This window comes from Bradyrhizobium sp. USDA 4486 (assembly GCF_054057995.1).
Map to the genome: position 1 here is coordinate 6,675,004 of NZ_JBSRZV010000001.1, position 24,134 is coordinate 6,699,137.

Here is a 24,134-nt window from a genome sequence, read left to right on the forward strand (position 1 = left end):
GGTTTGCCGAGGCGGCGGAACCGTCCTTCGCGCCGGCCGCGGGATCGGCGCGGCTGCCGGCGATCGCGCTGCTGCCGCTCGCGCTGATCTGGTTCGGCCTCTGCAACGGCAGTCTGGGACTCGGCTGGTTCATCTTCGAGAACCGCAATCTGCTCGACATACCCGCGGTGTTCGCGGGCCTCTTGACCGTGATCATCATTGGCCTCTTTGTCGAGAACCTGATCTTCCGCGCCATCGAGCGGAACACCGTCCAGAAATGGGGCTCCCAATCATGACCAAGAAGAAAATCACGCCCGACCAGCTGCGCAGCGCGCGCTGGTTTGCACCCGACGACCTCCGCTCGTTCGGCCATCGCTCCCGCACCATGCAGATGGGCTATGCCCCCGAGGAGTGGAAGGACCGCCCGATCATCGCGATCCTCAACACCTGGTCGGACGCGCAGCCCTGCCACATGCATTTCAAGTCGCGCGTCGACGACGTCAAGCGCGGCGTCCTGATGGCGGGCGGCCTGCCGATCGAGCTGCCGGCGCTGTCGCTGTCGGAATCGCTGCTCAAGCCGACCACCATGCTCTACCGCAACCTGCTGGCGATGGACGCGGAGGAGCTGCTGCGCAGCCATCCCGTCGACGGCGTGGTGCTGATGGGCGGCTGCGACAAGACCACGCCGGCGCTGCTCTTGGGCGCGACTTCGATGAACATCCCGGCGATCTATCTGCCGGCCGGTCCCATGCTGCGCGGCAACTGGAAGGGCAAGACGCTCGGCTCCGGCTCGGACGGCTGGAAATATTGGGACGAGCGCCGCGCCGGCAAGATCTCCGACAAGGACTGGCTCGACATCGAAGCCGGCATCGCCCGCAGCTACGGCACCTGCATGACCATGGGCACGGCCTCGACCATGACCGCGATTGCGGAGGCGATCGGCATGACGCTGCCGGGCGCCTCCTCGATCCCCGCGGCCGACGCCAACCATATCCGCATGGCGTCGGAGTGCGGCCGCCGCATCGTCGAGATGGTGTGGGAGGACCTGACGCCGAAGACCATCCAGACCCGCAAGGCGTTTGAGAACGCGATTGCGGTCGCAATGGCGATGGGCTGCTCCACCAACGCGATCATCCATCTGATCGCGCAGGCCCGCCGCGCCGGCCAGGACATCGGTCTTGACGATTTCGAGATCGCCAGCCGCAAGGTGCCGGTGATTGCCAACGTCCGTCCGAGCGGCGATACGTACCTGATGGAGGACTTCTTCTACGCCGGCGGCCTGCCGGCGCTGATGGGGCAGATCAAGCAGCATCTGCATCTCGATTGCATCACGGTGACAGGCAAGGCGCTGGGCGAGAACATCGGCGGCGCCGAGGTGCACAATGCCGATGTGATCCGCTCGGTCGACAATCCCATCTACAAGGAAGGCGCGCTCGCCGTGCTCAAGGGCAATCTTGCGCCCGATGGCTGCGTCATCAAGCCGAGCGCCTGCGCGCCGCGCTTCCTCAAGCACACCGGTCCCGCCCTGGTGTTCGACGACTATCCCTCGATGAAGAAGGCGGTCGACGATCCCAACTTAGATGTCACCGAGGACCACGTTCTCATCCTGCGCAATGCGGGGCCGCAGGGCGGGCCGGGCATGCCGGAATGGGGTATGCTGCCGATCCCGACAAAACTCGTGAAGCAAGGCGTGCGCGACATGGTGCGCATCTCGGATGCGCGCATGAGCGGCACCAGCTACGGCGCCTGTATTCTGCACGTCTCGCCCGAATCCTACATCGGCGGCCCACTGGCGCTGGTGCAGAACGGCGATCGGATCACGCTCGACGTCGCCGCGCGCACCATCAATCTCGAGGTGCCCGAAGCCGAACTCGCAAAGCGCCGCGCCGCCTGGAAACAGCCCGAGCGCCGCTTCGAGCGCGGCTACGGCTGGATGTTTACGAAGCATATCAAGCAGGCCAATGACGGCTGCGACTTCGACTTCCTCGAGACCGATTTCGGCGCGCCGATCGGCGAGCCGTCGATTTATTAGTTTCACCGTCGTTCCGGGGCGCGAAGCGAACCCGGAACCTCGAGATTCCGGGTTCGGCTTCGCCGCCCCGGAATGACGACCATGAGAGAGCACGAGATGACCAAACTTTCCGAAGCCACCCGCACAAGCTCAAATCCGTCTCCACCGCCACCGTCGCCACCGCTTTGTTCAAGCGCGGCCTGCGCATCCAGATGATCCAGGACGTGCATCCCGTCGGTCCCGACCAGCCGACCATGGTCGGCGAGGCCTTCACGCTGCGCTACATGCCGGCGCGCGAGGATCTCAACACCATCGACGTGTTTAGGGATCGCTCGCATCCGCAGCGCAAGGCGGTCGAGGATTGCCCACCCGGCGCCGTGCTGGTGATGGACAGTCGCAAGGATGCGCGAGCCGCTTCGGCCGGCGCGATCCTGGTGACGCGGCTGATGAAGCGCGGCGTCGCCGGCGTCGTCACCGATGGCGGCTTTCGCGATTCCGCCGAGATCGCCAAGCTCGGCATTCCCGCCTATCACCATCGCCCCTCGGCGCCGACCAATCTCACGCTGCACCAGGCGATCGAGATCAACGTGCCGATCGGCTGCGGCGACGCGCCGGTGTTTCCTGGTGACGTCATCCTCGGCGATGCCGACGGCGTCATCGTGATCCCCGCGCATCTCGCCGACGAGATCGCCAATGAAACCTTTGAGATGACCGCGTTCGAGGATTTCGTCACTGAGGAAGTCGGCAAGGGGCGCGGCATTTTTGGCCTTTATCCGGCGACCGATCCGCAGACGCTGACGGATTTCGCGGAATGGCGGAAGAAGAACGGGCGGTAGTTCCTTCGCCTCTCCCCGCACGCGGAACGGGGAGAGGGAGAAGATCACACCCGGGCCTCCGCCATTCCCGCCGCCCACAGCGCGAAAGCATAGACGATCGCGACCTCATCGAGCCGGTCGAAGCGCCCCGATGCGCCGCCATGGCCGGCGCCCATGTTGGTGCGCAAGAGGACCGGGCCGCCGCCGCGCATGGTGGCGCGCAGCCGCGCGATCCACTTCGCCGGCTCCCAATAGGTCACGCGAGGATCGGTCAGCCCGCCCATTGCCAGGATCGCCGGATACTCCTTCGCGGCGACATTGTCGTAGGGCGAGTAGGACAGGATGGTCCGAAAATCCTTCTCGCTCTCGATCGGGTTGCCCCATTCGGGCCATTCCGGCGGCGTTAGCGGCAGCGTGTCGTCGAGCATGGTGTTGAGCACGTCGACGAACGGTACCTCGGCGACGATGCCGGCGAACAGCTCGCCGGCGCGGTTTGCCACCGCGCCCATCAGCATGCCGCCGGCCGAGCCGCCATGACCAATGATGCGCTTCGCGCTGGTGTATTTGGCATCGATCAGCGCACGGGCACTCGCGGCAAAATCGTCGAACGAGTTCGTCTTCTTCTCGCGCTTGCCGTCGAGATACCAGCCCCAGCCCTTGTCGGCGCCGCCGCGGATATGGGCGATGGCGTAGACGAAGCCGCGATCGACTAGCGACAGGCGGTTGACGCTGAACGAGGCCGGCATCGCCATGCCGTAGGAGCCGTAGCCGTAGAGCAACAGCGGCGCCGAACCGTCGAGCTTGAGCCCGCGGCGATAGAGGATCGAGACCGGCACCTCGGCGCCATCATGCGATTTCGCCATGATGCGCGTGGTGACGTAGTCGGCGACGTTGTGGCCCGACGGGATCTCCTGGCCCTTGCGTAAGCTGCGCGTGCGCTTGACCATGTCGTAGTCGTAGACTTCCGACGGCGTCGTCATCGACGAATAGGAAAAGCGAAGATTCGTCGTCTCGAACTCGTAGGAGCCCATGGTGTCGAGTGAATAGGCGGCCTCGTCGAAGGCGATGGCGTGCTCGTCTCCGTCAGTGAGATCGCGGATCACGATCGAGGGCAGCGCGTTGGCGCGCTCGAGCCGCACCAGATGGCCGGCATAGAGATCGAGGTCGATGATGTAGATCCCTGGGCGATACGGGATCAGGTCGCGCCAGTTCTTGCGCTCGGGCGAAGCGAGCGGCGCGGTGACGATCTTGAAGTCGATGGCGTCGTCGGCATTGGTGAGGATGAACAGCTGGTCGCCGCGGTCGGCGAGCGAATATTGCACGCCTTCCTCGCGGGCTGCGACGAGGCGCGGCGGCGCCTCGGGATTGGCGAGATCGATCAGCCGCTGCTCGCTCGTCTCGTGGTCGCCGCCGGCGATTACGCAGAAGCGGCCGCTGGTGCTCTCGTGCAGATGGGTGAACCAGCCGGAATCCTGCTCCTCATAGACCAGTGTGTCGTCGGCCTGCTTCGTGCCAAGCCTGTGCCGCCACACCTGCATCGGCCGGTGATTGTCATCGAGCTTCACATAGAAGAAGCTCCTTCCATCCTTGCTCCAGACCACGCCGCCGTCGGTCTCCTCGACGAGATCGTCGAGATCCTTGCCCGTCGCCCAGTCGCGCACGCGGATCGAAAAATATTCCGAACCCTTGGTGTCGGCGCTCCAGGCCTGCAGCTTGTGATCGTTCGAGTGCCGGCTGCCGCCGAACTTGAAATATTTGTGGTGTTTGGCCAGCGCGTCGCCGTCGAGCACGATCTGCTCGTTGCCGCCCTCGCGCGGCATGCGGCCGAACAGCTCGTGCTGCCCGCCCTCGCGGAACCTGCGGAAATAAGCGAACGGTCCGTCCGGCGACGGCACGCTGGAATCGTCCTCCTTGATCCGTCCGCGCATCTCGCGCACCAGCGTCTTCTGCAACGCCGAGGTATGGCCGAGCAGGCTTTCGGTGTAGACGTTCTCCTCCTCCAGATATTTGCGGATATCAGGGTCGAGCACCGCGGGATCACGCAGCACCTCCTGCCACTTCTCGTCCTTCAGCCAGGCATAGTCGTCGGTCACGGTGATGCCGTGCCGGGTGAAGGAATGCGGCCGGCGCGGGGCGACGGGGGGCGTCTTGCTGCTGCTGTTGGGCAAATCGATCCTCGATATAGGGATGTGTCTTGCCTCTATATCAGATCGGATGCGGGGGATTTAAAGAAGTCTCTCGTGTCCCGGACGCGGCGCGGCATGAAATGACGCGACGCAAAGAGCCGGGACTCATGCAACAAACTGGGGTCCCGGCTTAGCAGCGCATCACCATAGTGCGTCGAAGACGCGTGTGGACGCGCTTTTGGTGCTGCGCAGCGCCCGGGGCACCGAGCGCTTACGCCGCCACCTCTTCACCGAGATACGACACCGCCGCCTCCAGCCCGCCCTTGCCGTGCGGGATCTTCAGCGCGTTCAGGGCGACCTCAACCACGCCGAGCGTGCCGAGGAGCATCGGTGCGTTGACATGGCCCATATGGGCGATGCGGAAGGCTTGTCCGGAGAGATCGCCGATGCCGGTGCCGAGCACGACGCCGCATTTGTCCTTGCAATAGCGCTGCAGCACGGCCGGGTCATGGCCGTTGCTCATGGTCACCGTGGTCACGGTGTTGGAGCGCTCGTTTGCCTCCGCGACATTGAAGCCGAGCACCTGGCCTTCCGCCCAGACGGAGACCGCGCGGCGCGCGGCTTCGCCGAGCAGGCTGTGGCGGCGGAAGGCGTTTTCAAGTCCTTCCTCGTGCAGCATGTCGATCGCCCGGCGCAGCGCGAACAACAGATGGACTGGGGCGGTGCCGGCATATTTGCGATAATTCTCCGTGCCCTCGCGTTCGCTCCAGCTCCAATAGGGCGTCGACAGGTCCGCCTTCTTGTGCACCTCGAGCGCGCGCGCATTGGCGGCGACGAAGCCGAGGCCGGGCGGCGTCATCAGGCCCTTCTGCGAGCCGGACATCGCGACGTCGATGCCCCATTTGTCCATCTCGAACGGCATGCAGCCGAGCGAGGCGACAGTATCGACCATGTACAGCGCGGGATGGCCGGCCGCCTTGATCGCCTTGCCGATCGCCTCGATGTCGTTCTGCACGCCCGAGGCCGTATCGACCTGGACCACGACGACGGCCTTGATGCTGTGCTCCTTGTCGCGGCGCAGGCGCTCCTCGACCTCGTGCGGCCGCACCGCACGGCGCCAGTCGCCCTTGAGCACCTCGACCTCGGCGCCCATCAGGGCTGCCGCATTGCCCCAGCCGATTGCGAAGCGTCCGCTCTCCAGCACCAGCACCTTGTCGCCGCGCGACAGCACGTTGCTGAGCGCGGCTTCCCACGCGCCGTGACCGTTGGCGATGTAGATGTAGGACTTGCCTTTGGTCGCGAACAGTTTCGAGATGTCGCTGAGCAGGCTGTCGGTCAGATCGTGCATCTCCTTGGAGTAGATGTCGATCGCCGGACGGTGCATCGCCCGCAGCACCTCGTCGGGCATCGTGGTGGGCCCGGGGATGGCCAGAAATTCCCGGCCCGCGCGAACGGTCATTGCTGTTGGTCCTTGTTGTTGGAGGACAGGCTGGTGGGTCGCTGATTCCTACTTTTACGCGGCGCTGGGGCCTGAGAAAAGCGCCGAAAATGCAGGCCTGAAGTGGGTTATCTCTTAGTCTCCCGGCAACCGGCCGCTTCGGCCTCTTCCACTGAGCAGAACCAGCGGGTGCCCTTGCTGATCTTCATCTTGATCTGCGCGTACCAGCGGCTGGTCGGCTGGTGATAGATGCATTCGCCTGACGAGTTGACGTTGCCCTTGATGGTGCAGTCCGGTGAGGGCGCGACGGGGCCCGAGGCGGACGCGAGCAGCACCGCATGCGCGCCCTCGGGCGGCTTGGTCGCGCCGAGGATCGGGGTCTTCTTGTTGCGCACGCGCCAGTCCCAGGGCGCGATGAAGGCGCCTTGCCACATGCCCGCCTTGGCCTCACGTGCGGCAGCCTCGTCCGGTTCGTAGTCATGGGAGATGCGGGTATAAGCCAGCGCCCAGCCGCTGCGCACCAGCCATTTCTGGATGTCCTCGCCGCCGACCTCGCAGCGCGCCACGGTGCGGCCGCGCCGGTCGATCGATCGGGTATGGCAGACCCAGGTCTTGCCTTCGGCATATTTGGCGAGCTCGTCGCGGGCGGCGACGCCGCAGGTCCAGCGCTCGGCGTTGGTGTTGAGGCAGAGCTGGTCGACCGCTGGCGCGTCGATGCCGCCGAGCCGGATCCGCGTGTTGCCGATCACGACGGTGTCGCCGGCGCGCACCTTCGCCGTACCGGTGATGTCGGCGGCCTCAGCCAGCGACGGGACGAGGAAACACAGCGCAATCAGGAATTTTCGCAACATGCCGGTCCGCGTGTGATGAAAATATCGATAGAGGCGCGCAATTGTGGTCGGCTTTTGGCCTCGCGGCCAGCTCATGCCTAACAGATAGGCTTTCAACTTCCTGTCATTGGGGCTCGTGTCCCGGACGCGGTGCGGCGTGCAACGCCGCTCCGAAGCGTGCCCACGCATCTTGCGATCGAGAGAGATGGTGGGCACGGCGCAAGTGCGCCTTTGCCCACCCTACGAGACCTGCGTCCGGGGCACGAGAACCTAACCCCGTCCCGCCATCGCCCTTTTCGCCACGGCCAGCCCCATCAACACGAACGCCGACGTCACCTCCGGCCCGCCCACCAGGATCCGCGTCGGCGTCTTCATCTTGTTCCACTCATAGGCGCGGAACGGGCCGCGGCGGCCGCCTTCGCCGAGGCTTCCGACGATCACGTTCAGCGCCGGCGCGAAGGCGCGCGGATCGGCGCCGAGATGGCCGAGCGCGATCAGCGCCAGCGCGGCGTCGAACACGTTCATCTCCGCCGCCATCAGCTCGCCCTTGACGTAGGACAGCACGCGGTGGCGGATAAAATCGAAATCGCCGTCGGGATCGATCGCCGCCTGCGCCGCCAGTGGCAGCGCCAGGAACGCCGCATAGCAGCGGCCAAAATAGGCGCTGTAGAGCTCCGGCAGGTAATAGATATGCGAGCGCGGATTGGCGAAGGCGCCGCTCGCGGCCAGCCGTTTCTGGAAGCCGATGATCCGGTGCACCGTGGCGAGCCGCGCCGGCGTCTCCAAAATCTTCCAGCGCGCGAGGTTGCGAAAGCTCACCTCGAGAATGTCGAGATTGAGCGTCGGATCGAGATCGTTGCCGTACGGCCGCTCGCCCTTGAGATTGTCGATCCAGGTGGCGACACCGCCCTCATAGTCGATATGGTCGTTGAGCGGCACGGTCACCCGTGGTTCGTTGATTCCGGCGCGCACCTGATAGCCGGCGTAGAAATCCAGCAGCGGCTGGTCGATGATCGCATCAAGGCAGCCGGCCTGCGTCGCCGCGGAGATCGAGCACGCCGTGGTGTCGCAATCCGGCACGTAGACGCCGAAGCCGAGGTCCTGCTTGATCTGCGCGAAGTAGCGCGAGAAGCGCGGATGCGGCGGAGGTGCCAGCGCAGTGATGACCTTGAACCGCGCGCCGTCGATGCCCTCGACCTCTTCGCGGCTGACGTTGACGCAGAAGTCCACCATCTCGGCGATTGCGCGCTCGGCTGCCGTCTTGTCCGCCGGCGAGGCGAGGCCGGTCTCGAGATAGCTCAGCAGCGCCTCGATGAAGAACGCATCGTAATAGGCCGAGCGGTGGCGGATCTGCACCGGCTCCCACATCGGCTCGGCGATGCCTTTCCAGGGCGGATTGACCACGGCGCGCGCAGGCGTGCGCGCGATGAAGACGCGGGCGAGATTGAACAGCAGCGAAGAGTTCTTGTAGCCGCGCGCATTCAGGCCCGTCAGCGCCATGATCAGCTCGCGGCCACGGAAGTCAGGATCGCCGATCAGGTTGAAGGCGGCATAGGTCGGCAGGAAACCGTTCTTGCGGTACGAGCCGAGCAGGTGCTGGGCGCAGTCGCGGATCGCGCCGTCGATCTGCGAGTGCTGCGGCATCGTAGCGGTGAACGCCGCCGGCGGCGGTTTGGGATGATCGAGCGTGATGCCGTCGACGAGATCGGCGACGGGCTGGCCGACCGCGGCCCAGTCCGGCTCCGCATCGTCGCGGGCGCGGGTCAGCGCCTCGCGCAGCCGGGCGAGCTTCACCTTCTCGCGCAACTCGGGCAGTCCGGCGCGGTGGAGCAGCAGGCGCAAAGCGGGATTGCCGAGCGCGGTCTTGTAAAATTTGGCCAGATGCGGATCGCCGCCGGAGGTCGCCGCCAGCACGGGATCGCAGACGTCATAGAGAGAGGGGCCGTCCTTGCGCGCTGTCAGCGCCCGGCAGGCGGCACCGGCGAAATAATGAAGGCTCATGAAATACCTGGTCGCGGGGGCTTGGTCAGGAGCGGCCCGGCACGCTCCCATCCGCGCGCCACCCCCGTGCCAAGTCTTTGAAAAGGCTACCCGGATTCGCGGGAAAAACAAATGTGACGATGGTCACAGAAAAACCGGGCACGGAGACTGCATGATGAGGCTCCGGAAGGCTACGGGGACGCAAAAAATCCACATGTGAGGCCGTGACAATTAGCGAATAATTTCAGTGACTTAGTCGAAATTTCGGGCAATCTATTGCCCCGCGGGCGATATCCGGTTAAGAGTTTGTTTGGTGCGGCGCCGCAAATTGCGCGCAATTCGGGGGCACATCCCCGGCCGATCCCTCAAACCTGAAGCCGCTATCGCGCTACCCAAACTGTGTGCGCGCGCTTGGCTGGTCTTTGGCACTGACAGGAATGAAGCGAGATGAATTTAAGGCAGCTCGACATTTCCCGACGCACGATCGCAGTCGCCGCAGCCCTCATCGGTACGGTGTCGCTGGTGATCGGCGCCCATGCTGCCCTCAACATGCGCGCGCTCGATGCCGCCAAGGCGGTTTCGATCGACCAGGTCACCGGCTCGATCGGCCAGACCTCGCGCCTCGCCCTCGTCATCGGCAATGGACATTATCCCGACGCCAGCGCGCCGCTGACGCAGTCGATCAATGACGCCCGCGCGCTGTCCTCGAGCCTGCGCAAGAACGGCTTTGACGTCGACATGGTGGAAGACGCGACCAGGGACGACATGGTCCGAGCCGTCAACCGCCTGAAGTCGCGGATCAAGCGCGATAGCGTCGTCATGCTGTTCTTCGGCGGCTTCGGCGTGCAGGCGGGACGCGAGAGCTACATGCTGCCCGTGGACGCCGTGATCTGGAAGGAAAGCGACGTCCGCCGCCACGGCGTCTCCATCGAGGGCGTCCTCGAGATGATGAAGGAGCAGGGCGCCAAGGCCAAGCTCGTCGTGGTCGACGCCTCGCGCCGTAACCCCTATGAGCGCCGCTTCCGCTCCTACAGCCACGGTCTCGCGCCGATCAGCGCGCCAGACAACGCGCTGATCCTCTCCTCGGCCTCGCCCGGCAAGGTCGTCGACGACGGCAAGGGCGAGCACAGCGTGCTGGTTGGTGAGTTCCTCAACAACCTCAATGCGCAGGGCAGCGCCGAGAGCGTCTTCAACAAGACTCGCGTCGCCATCTCACGTGCCTCCGAAGGCGACCAGGTCCCGACCGTGTCCTCCTCGCTGCTCGAGGACGTGCAGTTCAACGAAGCCGGCGGCTAAAGCATGATCCGGAAAAGTGCGAAGCGGTTTTCCGAAAAGATCATGCGCAAACAACAACCTAAAGCGCGGTGACGCTTCATCCTAATCTCATCGCGCTTTAGTTTCGCGGCAATTGCAGCTCTTGCAAGTTGGGCAAAGGCGCAACGCGCCGTGCCCGCGATCTTTCAAATATCTCGATAGAAGACGTGGGCACGCTCCGCTTTGCCCACGCTGCGCCATGCGTGCTTTGCGGACATCTGCTTCTCCGCCGTCATTGCGAGGAGCTCTTGCGACGAAGCAATCCAGAGTCCTTGCGCGGAGAGATTCTGGATTGCTTCGCGCAGCCTGTCATCGGGCCGCGCTTCGCGCGGACCCGTTGGCTCGCAATGACGATCGCGTCCGCTACTTCGCCGCCTCCGCGGCCATTGCCGGGCGCACCGGATCGCCTTCGCGCAAGAGCGCGCCGGCGCGGGCGACGACGATGTCGCCTTCGTTGAGGCCGTCGCGCACCTCGATATTGCCGCCCGACATCAAGCCGATCTCGACGCGCTTGGTCTCGACGCGGTTGCGGCGGATCACCTGCACCACGGTGCCGGCGGACGAATATTGCACGGCGGTGAGCGGCACCGCGACGTTGCAGCTCTGCCCGCTCTTGATCAGCGCGCGCCCGCTCGCGTTCAGCAGTAGCCGCTTCTGTGAGGAGATGCCGATATAGACCATGCCCTGCTGGATGTTCGGCTCGACGGTCGGCCCGATGCGGCGCACCTTGCCGTCGAGATCGCCGGCGCCGGCAATCCGCACCGTCGCCTGCTGGCCGACCGCGAGCTTGCGCACATCGGTAGTTGCGACCAGGCCAACCAGATCATATTCGCTACGCGCCACGATCGTGAACAGCGCCTCGCCCTTGGCCGAGGCGAAATTGCCGATCTGCGCGGTCGAGGTCGCGATCACGCCCGCCACGGGCGCGGTGACCTGAAGCGTGCCGCCTTCGGGCAGCGCCAGCCGCGCCAGCACCTGGCCGGCCGTGGTGGTGTCGCCGGTGTCCGCCAGCACCTCCGTCACCTTCAGGCCGGGACGCTCGGGCCGCACCGAGGTCTCCTCGCGCGCGATGATGGTGCCAGTGGCCTCGACGATGTCCGAGAAGCAGGATTTTGCCGCCTTCAGCACGGTGACCGCCGGCCCCTTGGGCGCCTCGTCTTCGGCGGCGCGCGCGACCGGAGCGGACAGCAGCAACAGTCCGGTGAGCGCAACGAGATGTCTGGAAAAGAAACGCGCAGGCAATGAACGCATCGGTTATTCCGGTTGGGGCCTTGACGGCCTCATGGATAGCAGAAGCAGCCGCAGCGGACCATGGGCCGGCCGGATGAGAATGCCGCAGCGGAGGCGGCGCGATGCCGCCTGTTGGATTAGTCTGCGCAGCGACGAAGAGGTTCGCTGACGGTCGCCCCCCGGCAAACTCGTCATGGCCGGGCTTGTCCCGGCCATCCACGCCTTAGCGCGCAGAACGAAGAACGTGGATGCACGGGACATAGGCGAGCGAAGCGACGCCGTCCTTGCGGCCGGCTATGCCCGGGCATGACGGCCTCTTATGATATGGCGCAAGGAGGGCAGGTAGGAGCAGCCCTCACGGCAGGCTCAGAAACTCCACCCAGTTCGGCTTCTTGCCGGTCGGATAGGACTTTAGTTTCCCCAGCGCGCCGCTGCTCTGGTCGATCGCATAGACCGTCATGCTGTCGGAGAGCTCGCCAGCCGCGGCGAGGTAGCGGCCGGAGGGATCGATGTGGAAGCCGCGCGGCTGCTTCTCGGTCGGCGTGCTGCCGACCGTGGTCAGCTTGCCGCTGGCCGCGTCGACCTTGTAGGCGGCGATCGTGCTGGTGGTGCGTTCGGAGGCGTAGAGGAAGCGGCCATCAGGCGTGATGTGGATGTCGGCGGCCCAGGGATTTCCCGTGAAGCCTTCCGGCAGCGCCGTGGTGCGCTGGATCTCGTCCCATGCGCCGCTCTTCGCCTCATAGCTGAAGGCGGCGACATCGCCGTTCAGCTCGTGGATCATGTACACGAACTTGCCGTTGGGATGGAATACGAAGTGTCGCGGCCCCGATTTCTCCGGCACCTTGTAGGCCGGCGGATCGCTCGGCGTCAGCGAGCCGGCGGTGGCATCGAATGCAAAACTCAACACCTGGTCCGAGCCGAGATTGGTCGCGAACACGAAACGGTTGTCGGGCGAGGGCAGGAAAGCGTGGGCGTTGAGCCCGGTCGGGATCACCTGCTTTGGCTCGCCGACAACGCCGTTGGCAGTAAGCGGATTGAGCGCGACCTTGTTGCCGCCATAGGAGGCGCTGAACAGGAATTTTCCGCCGCGGTCGACCGCGATGTTCGCCATGCTGTCGGCGAGCGGTCCATTGCCGATATGGCTAAGCCGGCCCGTCTTCGGGTCGATGGCAAAGCTCGCCGCGAGGAACGGCTGCGAGCGCACGCCGGCAATCAGCACGCGGTGGTCGGGCGTGATCGCGAGCGGCGTCGAGGAGCCGGGCTTCTCGACCCCGGTGAAGGCAGCGGTCTGCACCGCCGTCATCTCGCCGTTGTCGGCCAGCTTGAACACGCTGATGTCGTTGCTGTCGGCGTTGCCGACATAGGCAAAGGTCTCGGCCATGCCGGGGCGGACTCCAGAGATGAGGGCGAGCAAAGCAAGTGTGGTAGCGATCGCAGCGCCCGATGCGCCGCGGCGTGTCGGTCTCAACATGGGGCTCCTCCTGAAAGCCAATGCGGCGGCGTCATTTTTGCCGGCGAAGATAGCGGGAGCCGCGCCGCCGCACGAAATTCCAATTGAGATCGATCGATGCCGAAATTGTATCGGTTGCGCGGGATGGCTAGCGCACCGCCGCCGTCAGGCTGCGGGAGGGCAAATGCGGGCCGGCCGCATAGTTGGGAGCTCCGAGCAGGCCCCACACCGCGACCGCAACCAGCGCGCAGGTCAAGATCGTCCAGACCACGAGTCGTTTCCGCATCAGGCCAAGTCCATCGTTCGCGATACCCCCGGTGCCGCGAGCGATCGTGCACTGCAAACAGCGACGGTCCTATGAACTCATTCACAGGTGAAACAGCGAAACAATGCGGGGCCCAGCGCATTGAGCCGTCATGCCCCGCGAAAACGACCTCGAAGGCAAGCCCGACATGGGCGGCAAGCATGGCGGTCAGGCCGGCCAGCCGAAGCCGCCGCCGCGCCCGCGCCAGGGTCCGCGCGATGAGGACGTCGTGGCAAAGCGCCACACCGGCCAAACCGATCGCACGCCGCCGCCGACCAAACCAAAATAGCGCCTCGCCTGCGCCGCACTTTCATTGGGAACGGCCGCCCCGTCTTGCCGTTACCCCGATCCCGCGGGCGGAGGAGAGCGAAAGGGAGGCTGGACGTGTTTTGGATCTATTGGGACACCGCCTGGTCGCTGATCATCAGCGGCATCTGGGTCGCCACCATCGTCAGCCATCCCGACGCCGAGTTCGTCGAAATCCGGGCGGCCCGGCAGGCGAAGTGAGCCCGCGCATGTCGTGCAGCCGCATGGTCGACTGATCCATTCTGCGGTTTTCCGGTGAAGCTCAGATCATGCTGCCCGGCATGAAGCAGCGGATCAAGGCGCGGCCGTTGACGTAATAGGGCCAGACCATGGTGCGGCCGGCGCGATTCGGCTCGGTGATCACGGCGTCATCCGGCACCTCGATCCAGGCGCCCTGGAGCCTCACGCGATAGTGTCCTTCGCGCGTGTCCCAGTCGACATCGTCGAGCACGGTGCCGTCGGCATCCGCACAGCAGGGGCCGCCGGCCTTGCTGTGCAGGCTCTCGAACCAGCCCTTGAGCGGTGAGTTGGCGTAGCGGCCATCGTCGCGGGCCTGTGCGGGCAGGCCGATCATGGCGATCGCCGCCAGAACAGGGATCATCCTGAGAATCACGACCGCCATGTCGCCTCGCTCGGTTCGCGCACGCGCGATCGTGCAGACGCGAAGCCTGCTGCGACGCGCGTGATGCATGTTGGCTGCCGCCCACCGGCCGGAGTTCCAGCCGTCTCGGCAGGGCAATAACCACAAGGCCCGAGGTTTGATCCTATTTTTGCGGCGGCGGGCCGGGGCCCCTCTGCCGTTCGGCGACGGTGCCGTTAGGGTCGGGAGAACGAGTCCTTAACTCTTCGTCAGTCAGTGTGGCCTCGACTGGCCGCAGTCGCCGCGGCTCTGGTGGTCGTCATTGTCCCATGTGCGCGGCTCTTTCCGCGGTCAAGCCCCGCCTCGTCCGTAGAACCCGCTCCGTTTCTGGTCGATCGCCGCCATGACCCAACGTCTCCACGCCGACCGGTTGAAGCAGGCCGGTCGTGCCGTCTGGATCGTGATTGCGGCCATGGCCGGTGGGGTGCTGCTCGCCGCGATGCTGGGACCGTTCCGCATCGAATGGGCGACATTCTGGAAGCCCGCGCTCGTTGCCTCCGTGCTCGTGCTGGGCAGCTGGTTCTACGCGACCGTGAGAAAGGACGCAGCTCTCGCCGACGCGCTCACCAGTGCGGCGCAGATCATCGCCTTTGCGGCGGTCGCGGCGCCCGTGTCCTATGTCGCGGCGAGTGCGGCATTCCCGCTGTGGGACAACGAGCTCATGGTGCTAGACCGGCGTATGGGCTTCGACTGGATGTCGTGGCTCGATGCGATGAACGCCGCGCCGCTGCTGCATCGGATCCTGGCGCTTGCCTATGCGAGCTTCGCCGTGCAGGCGACCGCCATTGTCATCGTGCTGGCTGCGGCAGGGCATGCCCTGCGACTGCGCATCTTCATGCTGAGCTTCGTGCTGACGACGCTCGTGACGATCGGCGTGTCAACACCGATGCCGGCCCAAGGCGTCTGGGGTCATCTGCATCTGTCCGCGGCCAGTTCTCCCGCCATCGTACCGGTGACGCGGGATCTGCCGCTTCCGGTGTTCTTCGGATTGCGCGATGGCACGTTCGTGCATCTGGTCGCGGAGGGTGCCGAGGGCATCATCAGCTTCCCGAGCCTGCACGCCGCGCTCGGGCTGCTCTTCCTCCTGGCGCTGTGGCCGGTCAAACATGTCGGCTGGATCGCGGCCTTGCTCAACGTCGCGATGATCGCGGCAACGCCGGTGGACGGCAGTCATTACTTTTTGCGATGTGGCCGCGGGCCTGGCCATCGCGCTATTGAGCTGGATCGCAGTCCGACGCGCTCTCACCCGCATAACCGGCGAACGACTGGACGCGGGTGGCGAGGTGTATCCGCCCCCGGTCAGCGCCTACGACAAAGCCAACGCGCTCCGCCGGGCGAGCTAAGCCGCCACCGCCTGCGCCGACAGCAATTGCTTCAGCTTCGCCGCCGGCACGGCCGGGCTGAACAGCCAGCCCTGCATCTGGCTGCATCCGAGCTGGCGCAGCACATCGCGCTGGGCCTCGGTCTCGACGCCTTCCGCCGTCGTCGCCATGCGGCGCGCGGCGGCCATGTGCACCACGGCCTGCACGATCGGAGATGAGTCCTCGGACTGGCCGATGTCGCTGATGAAGCTGCGGTCGATCTTGATCTTGTCGAAGGGGAAGCGGTGCAGATAGCTCAGCGACGAATAGCCGGTGCCGAAATCGTCGAGCGCGATGCGCACGCCGAGCGCGCGCAGCTGCTGCAGGACGGTGAGCGCCTCCTCGTCGTCGCGGATCAGCACGGTCTCGGTGACCTCGAGCTCGAGCCGGCCGGGTGAGAGTCCCGATTCCGCAAGCGCCCCGGTGACCTTCAGCGCCAGCGTCCGCGAGCGGAACTGCACCGGCGAAACGTTGACGGCCACGCGGATATCGCCCGGCCAGCTCGCCGCCTCGGTGCAGGCCTGCCGCAGGACCCATTCGCCAATCTCGCCGATCAGGCCGGTGTCTTCCGCAACCGGAATGAAATCGGCGGGCGAGACCATGCCGCGCTCGGGATGGCGCCAGCGCAGCAGCGCCTCGCAGCCGGTGACGACGTTGGCCGCGAGGTCGACCAGCGGCTGGTAATGCACCTCGAACTCGCCGCGGGTCAGTGCCTGGCGCAGGTCGAGCTCGAGCTGGCGGCGCTGCCCCGCCTTGGCGTCGTATTCGGGGATGAAGACGCGGAAGGTGCCGCGGCCCTCGGTCTTGGCCGCATACATCGCAAGATCGGCGCGCTTGAGCAGATCGTCGAGATTGTCGCCATGGTCGGGCGCGATCGCGATGCCGATGCTGGCGTCGATCTGGATCTCCTGGCCCTTGCAGTTCACCGGCATGCGCAGCGCCTTCAGGATATGGTCCGCCAGCGCGGCCAGCTCGGCCTCATCGCAGGTGCCCGCCTTGATGATGGCGAATTCATCACCGCCAAGCCGTGCGACCATGTCGTTGCCGCTGACGCAGGCGCGCAGGCGGTTCGCCACCTGGCGCAGCAATTCGTCGCCGACCTCGTGCCCGAGCGAATCGTTGACGCCCTTGAACTCGTCGACGTCGATATAGAGGATCGCGAACGGATTACCTTGGGCGAGCTCGGCGACGCGGCGCTCCAGATGTCCGCGCATTAGCACGCGGTTGGGCAGGTCGGTCAGCGCGTCGTAATGCGCCATGTGCGCGATGCGCTCATCGGCGCGGATGCGCTCGGTGACGTCGTCATGGGTGGCAAGCCAGCCGCCGGCCGCACCGGGCTGGTTCTTGACCTCGATGAGGCGGCCGTCGGTGGTCTCGACTATGGCGCTCTGGGTGCGACCGACATTGTCCAGGACGTCGTCGCAATAGGCATCGACGTCGCCGTCGAACGAGCCGGTGTCGTGGCGGTGCTGGATCACGTCGCGGAAAGAGGCGCCGGGCTTCACCACGCCAGCGGAGAGGCCGTACATCTCGATGTAGCGGCGATTGCAGACGATCAGCCGCTGGTCCTGATCGAACATCAGGAGGCCCTGCGTCATGGTGTTCATCGCGGTGTCGAGCCGCTGCTTCTCCACCGAGAGCCGGTTGGTCATCTGGCGGAAGATCAGGAACAACGTCAGCACGAGCAGGCCGATCGACAGCACGGCCACGGTGACGAAGAATTTCGTCTGCGTGCGCCAGGTGGCGAGCGTGGCGTCCAGCGACTTGGTCGCGACCACGACCAGCGGCTCGCCGGTCAGGAGGCGCGAGGCGACGATGCGGTCCTTGCCGTCGATCGGGCTTGCGAGCTGCGTGGTGACGAAGGTGCGTTCGAACACCGCCTGCTGCTGCGGCGGGCCGTTGCGGAAATTCTGCCCGATCATGGCATCGACATGCGGAATGCGCGCGAGCAGCTGGCCGTTCTGGTGATGCATCGCGATCGAGGATTCCTCGCCGAGTCCGGTCGAGGCGAAGAAGGACTCGAGCTGGTCCGGCGTGATCGCACGCGTCACCAGCCCGAGGAACTCGCCGTGGGGGCCGGAGACGCGCCGCGCGAACACGATGGCGGGACCGCTGCCGAACCGGCCCGGCACGACCTCGACCTCCTCCTGCGCCGCGGGATCGCTCTTGAGACGTTCGAAATAGCCGCGATCGGCGATGGAGACGTCGGCGACGGGCCAGCTCCGCGACGAGTTGATCAGCCTGCCGTCGCAATCGAACACGTTCGCGCCGGCGACATCGGACCAGCCGCTGGCCTTGTTGCGCAGCACCTCGTGCATCGCAAGCGTGCCCATCTCGCTGCGGAACACATCGGCGGATTCGATGCCATGGCTTTCGAGCTCCGCGATGATGCTCTTTTGCAGCACCGCGAAATCCTCGAACTCGCGGTCGAAATGGCGGGCGAGCAGGCGGACGGAGTTTTCCAGGCTCTCGCGCCCGCTCGCGATCGCGTTCTGGCGGAAGCGATCCACCGTGAGCCCGGTGCCGATGGCCATCGCTACCATCAGCACGAAGCCGCCGGCGATCAGCCACGTCAGCGGCGCTCCCTGCCAACGGCGCAGCAACGCGCGAATCCGCGCGGTCCATCGGATTGATGTGCCCATCCAGCCCTCCCGTGGGATGCAAGATGCGGCAAAACCGACAAGAGCGCGTTACCAGCAACGGTTAGGAAAATATGAATCGGAAGGAAATCAGAGGGTTGGTTCCTGGCGAAGTTCTTGGGCATAAGCCTCCGCGGCATGATGGCCGGGCTTGTCCCAGCCATCCACGCCTTTCCTCGCGGAACCAAGAACGTGGATGCCCGGGACATAGGCGAGCGAAGCGACGCCGTCCTTCGGACAAGCTATGTCCGGGCATGACGATCGCGCTGTAAAACTTCACCGCTTGATCTCCCATTCCAGTGCTTCCGCATTGCTCTTGGCGAACATCGCCGGGACGTCGAACTTGCCGGTCTTGAGGTCATAGCGGCATTTCCAGTCCGCCAATCCCTTCACGGCGACGTTCTTCGGATGCTTGTCCATCTCGCCCGACAGCGAGATCAGGAGGTAACGGTTGTTGGGCCAGTCGACGCCGAGCCAGCGATAGACATCTTCGGTGCCCTTCACCAGATTGGCCGAGATGTGGTAGTCGAGCTTCATGTTCCTGGTGTCGTGGCGGCTGTGGAAATAGCCCCAGGCGAGGTCGCCCAGCGATTTCTTCGTCGCGTTGACGAAGGCGCCGTTCTCGAAATGGTAGAGAAACAGGTCCTGCTCGCCCGAGCCGGTCTTCTGCATCCGCACCAGCCATTGCGAATCGGCGGTGAAGCGGAAGCCGGCGCCATAGCCCTGCTCGGGCTTCAGCTCCGACATCTGATCGCCGCGTCGCGCCCAGACCTGCCATTTGATGCCGAACAGGTCCTCGCTGTCCTTCATGTACTGCTCGAGCCTGGTGGCGCCGTCGGGCGAGGTGAAGGCGAGATCGGCATTGTCGGTGAGGACGAATCCCGGCGGCGGGCCGGATGCTGCGAGCGCGGGGGAGGCGGCGAGGAAGAGGGCGAGCGCCAGCCAAGGCGCGGGACAGCAAAATCTGGTCACGGAAAAAATACCTAAAATAACTGCGGCGCGGCGCATTGGACTCCGGCGGAGCCGTGCCGGTTCATCCGAAAGAGTGATCATCCCATCGACCGTCTTGCTGCCGCAGCCAAATCGGCGCAATTTGCCGGCATCGGCTGATTTGCGATCCAAGGTTCTGCATCGATGATGACCGCGTCCAAGGCCTTCATTGCGTTCTGTCTGCTCGCATTGGGTGGCACCGTGCTGGTGATCGGGCCCACCGAGCTGCGCCGGCTGTGGCCGGGCGGCGCGAAGACCGAGGTCGCCGTCGCCGCCAAGCCTGAGACCGCGAAGCCTGAGGCCAAGCTTGAACCTAAGCCGGATGAGTCCAAGCTTGCCGCCCCGCAGCCTGCGCCATCGGCATCTCCGGAACCGGTCGTCCCGCCGAAGGCGGCTCCGCTCGCCGAGACGCAGAAGCAGGTCGCGGCACTCGGCGACCTGGCGCCGGCCAAGCCGCCGGCGGGAGCGGCCGATGCCGGCCCCCGGTTCGACGTCGCGCGCGTCGACGGTCACGGCGAGGCGGCGGTGATCGCGGGTCAGGCCACGCCGGGCGCCAAGGTCGAGCTGCTGCGCGACGGCCAGCCGCTCGATACCGTGACGGCCGACGCGTCGGGCCAGTTCGTGATGACCCCGCCGCAGCTTCCCGCCGGCTCCTATGAGCTGACCCTGCGCGCGACGGCGTCCAATGGCGCCGTCACACAGTCCGCGCGCACCATGCCGGTGACCATCGCCGAAGCCGCGCCGCCGGCGGCGCGCCCGGCGCCCGCGGCGCGGCAGGAGGCGAGGCAGGCCGAGAGGCCGGACGACAAATCGGATGTCGTGGCGTCGCTGCCGTCAGCTGCGCCGCACCTGGCCTCCGCGCTGGAGAGGCCGTCGGCCCGGACCAGGCTGATGGGAACGCCGAAGCCGAAGGTTCTGGCGCGCGCGCCGGCCGCCAATGCGGTCGCCTCGGCCTCGCCGGCGGAGGTCTTCAACGCCGCTCCCGCGGAAGCGGGCAGCAGCCGGGTGATCTCGCGGGGCGACAGCCTGTGGGCGCTCAGCCGCCTCGCTTATGGCGACGGCGCCCGCTATGCGGTGATCTTCAACGCCAACCGCGACAAGATCCACAATCCGAACCTGATCTATCCCGGTCAGACCGTTGTGCTGCCCAAGGCGCACTGATCAAGGCGCATTGATGCCTTCTGCGACGCTTTGACCGGCGCGGCGGCGGAACCTTTGGTTCCGCTGTGAGTCATCTCCGTGCCGCGCGCTGCGCGCCTGGCGCTGGAGGAGGCCCAAAAAGTGGTCAGCTCAGGGGTCATGTCGAGATCAGGCATGGGACCGGCGCTCGCGGGCGCGATCCTCGCGGTTCTGGCAGTGCTGCTGCCGAGCAAGGCCGAGGCGCAGTTCGGATTGCGTGGCGGTCCGCTCGGCATCGCGCGCTTCGCCGTCGGCCACATGATCGGCATGTCGCGCCTGCGTCATTCCCGCATGGCGGTGCGGGGCAGCCGGTACCACTCCGCGGCCCTGCGATCGCAGGATCCGCGCGGGGCGGAGCGCGGTCAGCCGCCCAATCCTTACATCCTGCGTGCGGCGCTCACGGCGCAGGCCGCGCTGTCGGGCTGGCGTGGCGGCCGCCGCCCGCAGGGCTGGTGGCGCCATCCCGACGGCAGCTATGGCTGGGCCGGCCCGGTGTTCTGGCCGTTCGCGCAGGACGATCTCGCCAATGCCGTCATCCTCGGCGATATGACCAGCCTTTCGCTCTATGGCTATGGCGACATCTATGCCGCGATCTTCGCGCCCTATGCCGCAACCGAGCTCGCTGCCTATACCGCGCCGCAAGGCCGGCGCGCGCGGAAGATTCCGTCGGCGCAGAACATCTGCGACGCCAGCGATCCCGCCGGCTTCCCGATGGATCGCATCATCGCCGCCGTGCAGCCGAACGAAGTGCAGCGCGCAGCGCTCGACGATCTCGGTGCCGCCTGGCTCGCGGCCCGCGACAGCATTCGCGCGGCCTGCCCGGCAGAGGTGCCCGCGACCGCGGCGGAGCGCCTCGGCCTGATGCGCGAGCGCATCGAGGCCATGATCAAGGCCACCGACGCCGTCGCAGCGCCGCTGGCAAAATTCGAAGACCTGCTCGACGACGGTCAGAAGAAAAAGCTCGATGCGCTCGGCCAGCAACGTCGTGCCGCGCTCGCGGCCGGCCAGAAGAAGGACGCACAGGCGGCGAGCGCCTGCGAGGCGGACAACGATCCGCGCTATGATGTGCAGGCGCAACGCCAGTACGAGCAGCTCGTGCAGCAGCAATGGCCCGCCGCCGACATCGCCGCGACCCTCAAGCTCGACGACACCGGCCGCGCCCGGCTTGAGGTGCTCCAGGACACCACGCTGCGCACCATGGAAACGCTGAGCCCGTGCGCCGCGAAGACCGCAGCAACCCCGCAGGCCCGCCTCACTGCGGTGAAGGCGCGGCTCGGCGCCATGCTGGAAGCCGTCAAGACCGTCGCCGATGCACTCGACGATTTCGAGGCCGATCTGACCGACGAGCAGAAGGCCGCCTTCGAGGCGATCGGCCCGAAGCGGGGGGCGTGAGCGCGCTGCCGGCGCGCGCGGCGCCAGATCAAAACCTAAGATCTGGGGATGAGATTCGCCTAGCGCCCCGATGATACTGCGTTCCCTTCCCCTTGTGGCTTGCTCCGCCTCTCCCGCAAGCAAGCGGGAGAGGGAGCCGAGTGCCGATGCCGCCGCAAGGTGCAAGCCATATGCGATTGCCCTGCTTCTTGCGGCAGGGCGGGGGTAGCGGAGAAAACGGTGTCAGCCAGTCCGTCAGGCGCCTTCACGACTCTTCCACAGCGCCCACCATCACCCCAAAGCCGCGCTTCGCTTCCCGGGCAGCAGTTGCTATTTCAGCCTCCAGCAAGCGATAATCGCGGCAGGGAATGCTCACGGGCGGCTGCGGTTCGCATCATCTCGGCGCGGCAGCCGACCCGCCGCGAGATCAAGTCCTATGAAGAGGGTGACCAGCGAATACGATTTCTCAGCCGCCCAGCGCGGCAAATTCTTCCGGAAAGGTGCCCGGCTGGTGCCGCCCGTCCATCTGGAGCCCGACGTCCTGGCCTATCTGTCGGACCTCGCCGAGACCCAGGGCACCTCGCTGAACGACCTCGTGAACACCTTTCTCAAGGAGGACATCGAGCGGATCGACGCCGCCAAACCAAAGGGCCTGCTGTAAAGCTCCCGTGCGTGCGGCGTCAGGCCGCCGATGTCAGCGGTCGCGCCCGTTCGATCCGCTTGCGGTCGCGGGCCGAATGCATTGCCTCCCACAAATCTGTCCGCCGCTGTACGTTCAGCCAGAAGTCCGGGCTATTGCCGAACACGCGGGCGAGAATCAGCGCAGTGGCCGCGGTGACATTGCGGCGATCGTTGCAGAGCTCGTTGACGTGCTTGCGCTGCACCCCCATCGCCTCGGCCAGCGCGCCTTGGGTCAGGCCCATCGGCTTCATGAATTCCTCGGTGAGAATTTCGCCGACCGTGGCCGGCTTGCGCTTCGTCATCAGCATGGGTCACCTGTAGCTGTGGTCGTCGAGATAGAGGTCGGTCGCCTCGCCGCGCGCGCCGTTCCAGCGGAATAGCAGCCGCCACTGGTCATTGACGCGGATCGAATGAAAACCGTCGAGATGGCCGCGCAGCTTCTCGAAATGATTGCTGGGCGGCGATCTCAGGTCGCGGTCCGTCGTCGCGTCGTCGATCAACTGGATCTTGCGGAACAGCGGCGCCCCCAAATCCGCCGGGATTCTCCGCGATCTGGCGTCCTCCACGAAGAAATCTCGCAACCATTCGTCCCGGAAACTCAGGATCATGGGTCATCCCCTGAGATGGGGTACCACTCACCGGTTCACAGCGCAAGCGCTAGTGGGGCTATGAGATCGCCAGGCGGTTGTCTATGGTTGTCGGGGATCATTCCGTGACACCGCGCCATTCCGGCGATCGCGCAGCATGCCGAACTGATCGAGGACATCCAGACCGATCAACGGTGGGAGGGCGTGACTGTGCCGCTCCTGGAATTGGTGCGCTTGCGTCTCCGGGATCTCGTCCAGCACATCGAGAAAGGCAAGAAGGCGCTGGTCTATTCGAATTTTGCCGACGAGATCGGAGAGGGCGTCGAACTGCAATTGCCCCAAGTCGGGGAGGCCGACTTCGCCCGCTTCAAGACCAAGGCGCGCCATTTCTTGCGAGCCCATCAAGACAATATCGTCCTGCACAAGCTTCGACAGGGCAAACCCCTGACGCCATCCGATCTGAGCGAGCTTGAAAAACTACTTCTCGATGCCGGTGTCGGCGAAGCCGGCGATATCGAGCGCGCGCGAGAGACGAGTCACGGCTTTGGACGGTTCGTTCGCTCACTCGTCGGGCTCGATCGCGCTGCGGCCAGCGAGGCATTCGGCGGGTTCATCGCCACCGGCACCGCGACCGCGGCACAGATCGAGTTCATCAACATGGTGATCGAGCATTTGACCGATCAGGGCATGATGGACCCGTCGTTGCTTTACGAGCCGCCCTTCACGGCCGTCGCGCCGACCGGACCAGAGCACCTGTTCGATGAAGCGAAGGTCGTCCGTCTCGTCAGCACAATCCGAGAAATCAACGATAGTGCCGTGGCTTGAGCACGCCGGGCGCGATCCGACAAGCCTACACATCAACGAATGATGGATCAGCTCGGCGCTAAAGCGAGATGATGCCAT

At 65.5% G+C, this 24,134-nt stretch carries 20 protein-coding genes and 3 pseudogenes; 11 read left to right on the top strand and 12 right to left on the bottom strand.

Going from position 1 to position 24,134, the window contains the following annotated elements; genetic code table 11:
- Window positions 1-107: 107 nt before the first annotated feature.
- From ACVWY3_RS31510 to ACVWY3_RS31520, 3 genes and pseudogenes are all read left to right on the top strand, one after another.
- A pseudogene (locus ACVWY3_RS31510) lies at window positions 108-275 on the top strand (ABC transporter permease); the annotation flags it as partial.
- Window positions 272-2,011 carry an L-arabinonate dehydratase gene (gene araD, locus ACVWY3_RS31515; RefSeq protein WP_456841951.1) on the top strand — a complete coding sequence of 580 codons (1,740 nt, stop codon included), beginning with the start codon at window positions 272-274 and terminating at the stop codon, window positions 2,009-2,011. The pseudogene ACVWY3_RS31510 and the gene araD, both read left to right, overlap by 4 nt.
- Before the next feature lie 96 nt (window positions 2,012-2,107).
- Window positions 2,108-2,826, top strand: a pseudogene (locus ACVWY3_RS31520) (ribonuclease activity regulator RraA).
- A gap of 44 nt (window positions 2,827-2,870) precedes the next feature.
- Here the strand turns inward: ACVWY3_RS31520 and ACVWY3_RS31525 are convergent.
- The 4 genes from ACVWY3_RS31525 to ACVWY3_RS31540 form a co-directional block, all read right to left on the bottom strand.
- Window positions 2,871-4,973 carry a S9 family peptidase gene (locus ACVWY3_RS31525; RefSeq protein ID WP_456841952.1) on the bottom strand — a complete coding sequence of 701 codons (2,103 nt, stop codon included), beginning with the start codon at window positions 4,971-4,973 and terminating at the stop codon, window positions 2,871-2,873.
- Between the two features lie 229 nt (window positions 4,974-5,202).
- Window positions 5,203-6,390, bottom strand: coding sequence for a pyridoxal-phosphate-dependent aminotransferase family protein (locus ACVWY3_RS31530; protein WP_456841953.1), 1,188 nt, complete (start codon window positions 6,388-6,390; stop codon window positions 5,203-5,205).
- A 107-nt stretch (window positions 6,391-6,497) separates the two neighbouring features.
- Complete coding sequence (locus ACVWY3_RS31535) at window positions 6,498-7,220, bottom strand: thermonuclease family protein (RefSeq protein WP_456841954.1); 723 nt, start codon at window positions 7,218-7,220, stop codon at window positions 6,498-6,500.
- 249 nt (window positions 7,221-7,469) lie between these two features.
- On the bottom strand, window positions 7,470-9,200 hold the full coding sequence (locus tag ACVWY3_RS31540) for a hypothetical protein (protein WP_456841955.1): 1,731 nt from the start codon (window positions 9,198-9,200) through the stop codon (window positions 7,470-7,472).
- 426 nt (window positions 9,201-9,626) lie between these two features.
- Here ACVWY3_RS31540 and ACVWY3_RS31545 point away from each other — a divergent pair, with 426 nt between their 5' ends.
- A complete protein-coding gene (locus ACVWY3_RS31545; protein WP_456841956.1) occupies window positions 9,627-10,475 on the top strand; it encodes a caspase family protein in 849 nt (282 codons plus the stop codon).
- 381 nt (window positions 10,476-10,856) lie between these two features.
- Here the strand turns inward: ACVWY3_RS31545 and ACVWY3_RS31550 are convergent, their stop codons facing one another.
- The 3 genes from ACVWY3_RS31550 to ACVWY3_RS31560 form a co-directional block, all read right to left on the bottom strand.
- Window positions 10,857-11,744 carry an efflux RND transporter periplasmic adaptor subunit gene (locus tag ACVWY3_RS31550; protein ID WP_456841957.1) on the bottom strand — a complete coding sequence of 296 codons (888 nt, stop codon included), beginning with the start codon at window positions 11,742-11,744 and terminating at the stop codon, window positions 10,857-10,859.
- Between the two features lie 334 nt (window positions 11,745-12,078).
- The gene (locus ACVWY3_RS31555; RefSeq protein ID WP_456841958.1) at window positions 12,079-13,194 is read right to left on the bottom strand and encodes a lactonase family protein; all 1,116 of its coding nucleotides are present in this window, start codon (window positions 13,192-13,194) and stop codon (window positions 12,079-12,081) included.
- Between the two features lie 127 nt (window positions 13,195-13,321).
- Complete coding sequence (locus ACVWY3_RS31560; RefSeq protein ID WP_456841959.1) at window positions 13,322-13,459, bottom strand: hypothetical protein; 138 nt, start codon at window positions 13,457-13,459, stop codon at window positions 13,322-13,324.
- Between the two features lie 130 nt (window positions 13,460-13,589).
- Between ACVWY3_RS31560 and ACVWY3_RS31565 the strand changes: the two genes are divergently transcribed.
- The gene (locus ACVWY3_RS31565; RefSeq protein WP_283083237.1) at window positions 13,590-13,766 is read left to right on the top strand and encodes a hypothetical protein; all 177 of its coding nucleotides are present in this window, start codon (window positions 13,590-13,592) and stop codon (window positions 13,764-13,766) included.
- 95 nt (window positions 13,767-13,861) lie between these two features.
- Window positions 13,862-13,984 (top strand): hypothetical protein, encoded by a 123-nt coding sequence (locus tag ACVWY3_RS31570; RefSeq protein ID WP_456841960.1) that lies wholly within the window; start codon window positions 13,862-13,864, stop codon window positions 13,982-13,984.
- Between the two features lie 61 nt (window positions 13,985-14,045).
- Here the strand turns inward: ACVWY3_RS31570 and ACVWY3_RS31575 are convergent, their stop codons facing one another.
- Window positions 14,046-14,405: a hypothetical protein gene (locus tag ACVWY3_RS31575; RefSeq protein ID WP_456841961.1), complete on the bottom strand. Its 360-nt coding sequence runs from the start codon at window positions 14,403-14,405 to the stop codon at window positions 14,046-14,048.
- Window positions 14,406-15,084: 679 nt separating this feature from the next.
- Between ACVWY3_RS31575 and ACVWY3_RS31580 the strand changes: the two are divergent.
- A pseudogene (locus ACVWY3_RS31580) lies at window positions 15,085-15,594 on the top strand (phosphatase PAP2 family protein); the annotation flags it as partial.
- A gap of 168 nt (window positions 15,595-15,762) precedes the next feature.
- Here ACVWY3_RS31580 and ACVWY3_RS31585 read toward each other — a convergent pair.
- Window positions 15,763-18,426 carry a bifunctional diguanylate cyclase/phosphodiesterase gene (locus ACVWY3_RS31585; protein WP_456841962.1) on the bottom strand — a complete coding sequence of 888 codons (2,664 nt, stop codon included), beginning with the start codon at window positions 18,424-18,426 and terminating at the stop codon, window positions 15,763-15,765.
- Window positions 18,427-18,699: 273 nt separating this feature from the next.
- A complete protein-coding gene (locus ACVWY3_RS31590) occupies window positions 18,700-19,395 on the bottom strand; it encodes a hypothetical protein (RefSeq protein ID WP_456841963.1) in 696 nt (231 codons plus the stop codon).
- Between the two features lie 162 nt (window positions 19,396-19,557).
- Between ACVWY3_RS31590 and ACVWY3_RS31595 the strand changes: the two genes are divergently transcribed.
- The 3 genes from ACVWY3_RS31595 to ACVWY3_RS31605 all read left to right on the top strand — a co-directional run bounded on the left by ACVWY3_RS31595 (window position 19,558) and on the right by ACVWY3_RS31605 (window position 22,624).
- Window positions 19,558-20,574: a LysM peptidoglycan-binding domain-containing protein gene (locus tag ACVWY3_RS31595; protein ID WP_456841964.1), complete on the top strand. Its 1,017-nt coding sequence runs from the start codon at window positions 19,558-19,560 to the stop codon at window positions 20,572-20,574.
- A 153-nt stretch (window positions 20,575-20,727) separates the two neighbouring features.
- Entirely contained in the window at window positions 20,728-21,984 is a 1,257-nt protein-coding gene (locus tag ACVWY3_RS31600) for a Spy/CpxP family protein refolding chaperone (RefSeq protein ID WP_456841965.1), read from the top strand.
- Window positions 21,985-22,399: 415 nt separating this feature from the next.
- A complete protein-coding gene (locus ACVWY3_RS31605) occupies window positions 22,400-22,624 on the top strand; it encodes a hypothetical protein (RefSeq protein ID WP_456841966.1) in 225 nt (74 codons plus the stop codon).
- 19 nt (window positions 22,625-22,643) lie between these two features.
- Here the strand turns inward: ACVWY3_RS31605 and ACVWY3_RS31610 are convergent, their stop codons facing one another.
- Both ACVWY3_RS31610 and ACVWY3_RS31615 read right to left on the bottom strand, forming a co-directional pair.
- A complete protein-coding gene (locus ACVWY3_RS31610) occupies window positions 22,644-22,952 on the bottom strand; it encodes a HigA family addiction module antitoxin (RefSeq protein WP_247550462.1) in 309 nt (102 codons plus the stop codon).
- A gap of 3 nt (window positions 22,953-22,955) precedes the next feature.
- Window positions 22,956-23,252 (bottom strand): type II toxin-antitoxin system RelE/ParE family toxin, encoded by a 297-nt coding sequence (locus tag ACVWY3_RS31615; protein ID WP_456841967.1) that lies wholly within the window; start codon window positions 23,250-23,252, stop codon window positions 22,956-22,958.
- A gap of 183 nt (window positions 23,253-23,435) precedes the next feature.
- On the opposite strand from ACVWY3_RS31615, the gene ACVWY3_RS31620 reads away from it, so the two are divergent.
- The gene (locus ACVWY3_RS31620) at window positions 23,436-24,056 is read left to right on the top strand and encodes a type I restriction-modification enzyme R subunit C-terminal domain-containing protein (protein ID WP_456841968.1); all 621 of its coding nucleotides are present in this window, start codon (window positions 23,436-23,438) and stop codon (window positions 24,054-24,056) included.
- The last annotated feature ends 78 nt before the right edge of the window (window positions 24,057-24,134 follow it).

Excerpts from the sequence above, each read along its gene's own strand:
- araD (WP_456841951.1), top strand. The coding sequence starts at position 272 with ATGACCAAGAAGAAAATCACGCCCGACCAGCTGCGCAGCGCGCGCTGG.
- ACVWY3_RS31530 (WP_456841953.1), bottom strand. The coding sequence starts at position 6,390 with ATGACCGTTCGCGCGGGCCGGGAATTTCTGGCCATCCCCGGGCCCACC.
- ACVWY3_RS31535 (WP_456841954.1), bottom strand. The coding sequence starts at position 7,220 with ATGTTGCGAAAATTCCTGATTGCGCTGTGTTTCCTCGTCCCGTCGCTG.
- ACVWY3_RS31540 (WP_456841955.1), bottom strand. The coding sequence starts at position 9,200 with ATGAGCCTTCATTATTTCGCCGGTGCCGCCTGCCGGGCGCTGACAGCG.
- ACVWY3_RS31545 (WP_456841956.1), top strand. The coding sequence starts at position 9,627 with ATGAATTTAAGGCAGCTCGACATTTCCCGACGCACGATCGCAGTCGCC.
- ACVWY3_RS31550 (WP_456841957.1), bottom strand. The coding sequence starts at position 11,744 with ATGCGTTCATTGCCTGCGCGTTTCTTTTCCAGACATCTCGTTGCGCTC.
- ACVWY3_RS31555 (WP_456841958.1), bottom strand. The coding sequence starts at position 13,194 with ATGTTGAGACCGACACGCCGCGGCGCATCGGGCGCTGCGATCGCTACC.
- ACVWY3_RS31560 (WP_456841959.1), bottom strand. The coding sequence starts at position 13,459 with ATGCGGAAACGACTCGTGGTCTGGACGATCTTGACCTGCGCGCTGGTT.
- ACVWY3_RS31565 (WP_283083237.1), top strand. The coding sequence starts at position 13,590 with ATGCCCCGCGAAAACGACCTCGAAGGCAAGCCCGACATGGGCGGCAAG.
- ACVWY3_RS31575 (WP_456841961.1), bottom strand. The coding sequence starts at position 14,405 with ATGGCGGTCGTGATTCTCAGGATGATCCCTGTTCTGGCGGCGATCGCC.
- ACVWY3_RS31585 (WP_456841962.1), bottom strand. The coding sequence starts at position 18,426 with ATGGGCACATCAATCCGATGGACCGCGCGGATTCGCGCGTTGCTGCGC.
- ACVWY3_RS31595 (WP_456841964.1), top strand. The coding sequence starts at position 19,558 with ATGATGACCGCGTCCAAGGCCTTCATTGCGTTCTGTCTGCTCGCATTG.
- ACVWY3_RS31600 (WP_456841965.1), top strand. The coding sequence starts at position 20,728 with ATGGGACCGGCGCTCGCGGGCGCGATCCTCGCGGTTCTGGCAGTGCTG.
- ACVWY3_RS31605 (WP_456841966.1), top strand. The coding sequence starts at position 22,400 with ATGAAGAGGGTGACCAGCGAATACGATTTCTCAGCCGCCCAGCGCGGC.
- ACVWY3_RS31610 (WP_247550462.1), bottom strand. The coding sequence starts at position 22,952 with ATGCTGATGACGAAGCGCAAGCCGGCCACGGTCGGCGAAATTCTCACC.
- ACVWY3_RS31615 (WP_456841967.1), bottom strand. The coding sequence starts at position 23,252 with ATGATCCTGAGTTTCCGGGACGAATGGTTGCGAGATTTCTTCGTGGAG.